Here is a 383-nt window from a genome sequence, read left to right as displayed (position 1 = left end):
GGGGCCGCCGCGGCCGTCTGCGCGATCCTCGGCGCGGGGCTCCTCGGCGGCGCGGCGGCGGGCGGCTGGCTCACGGCCCGGACGCCGGAACGGACGGCCGCCGAGGCCGCGTACGCGCGCGCGGCGACGGTCTGGGAGACCGAGCCGGTCGACCGCCTCTTCCCGCCCTCCGTGCACGACGCGACCGCAGGGCCGGGCGGCGCGTCCCGCGACTGGGTCCGGCTCGGCGTGGCCCCCGACGCCGACTGCGCCGAAGCCTTCGACCCCGCGCTCGCCCTCGTCCTGCGCCCGGCCGGCTGCGCGCGGCTGCTGCGCGCCACGTACGCCGACGCCACGTCGTCGAGCGTCACCACCGTCGGGCTGCTCGTCACCGAGGCGGACGC

Annotated in this window: 1 pseudogene; it reads left to right on the top strand. The window is 80.9% G+C overall.

Features of this window, described 5'->3' with window-relative positions:
* A pseudogene (locus tag JNW98_RS18890) lies at positions 1-383 on the top strand (hypothetical protein); the annotation flags it as partial.

The organism is Streptomyces huiliensis (genome assembly GCF_020037025.1).
GTDB lineage: Bacteria > Actinomycetota > Actinomycetes > Streptomycetales > Streptomycetaceae > Streptomyces > Streptomyces huiliensis.
Note: the sequence above shows the minus strand (reverse complement) of the source record. Positions and strands in the feature narration are given on the sequence as shown.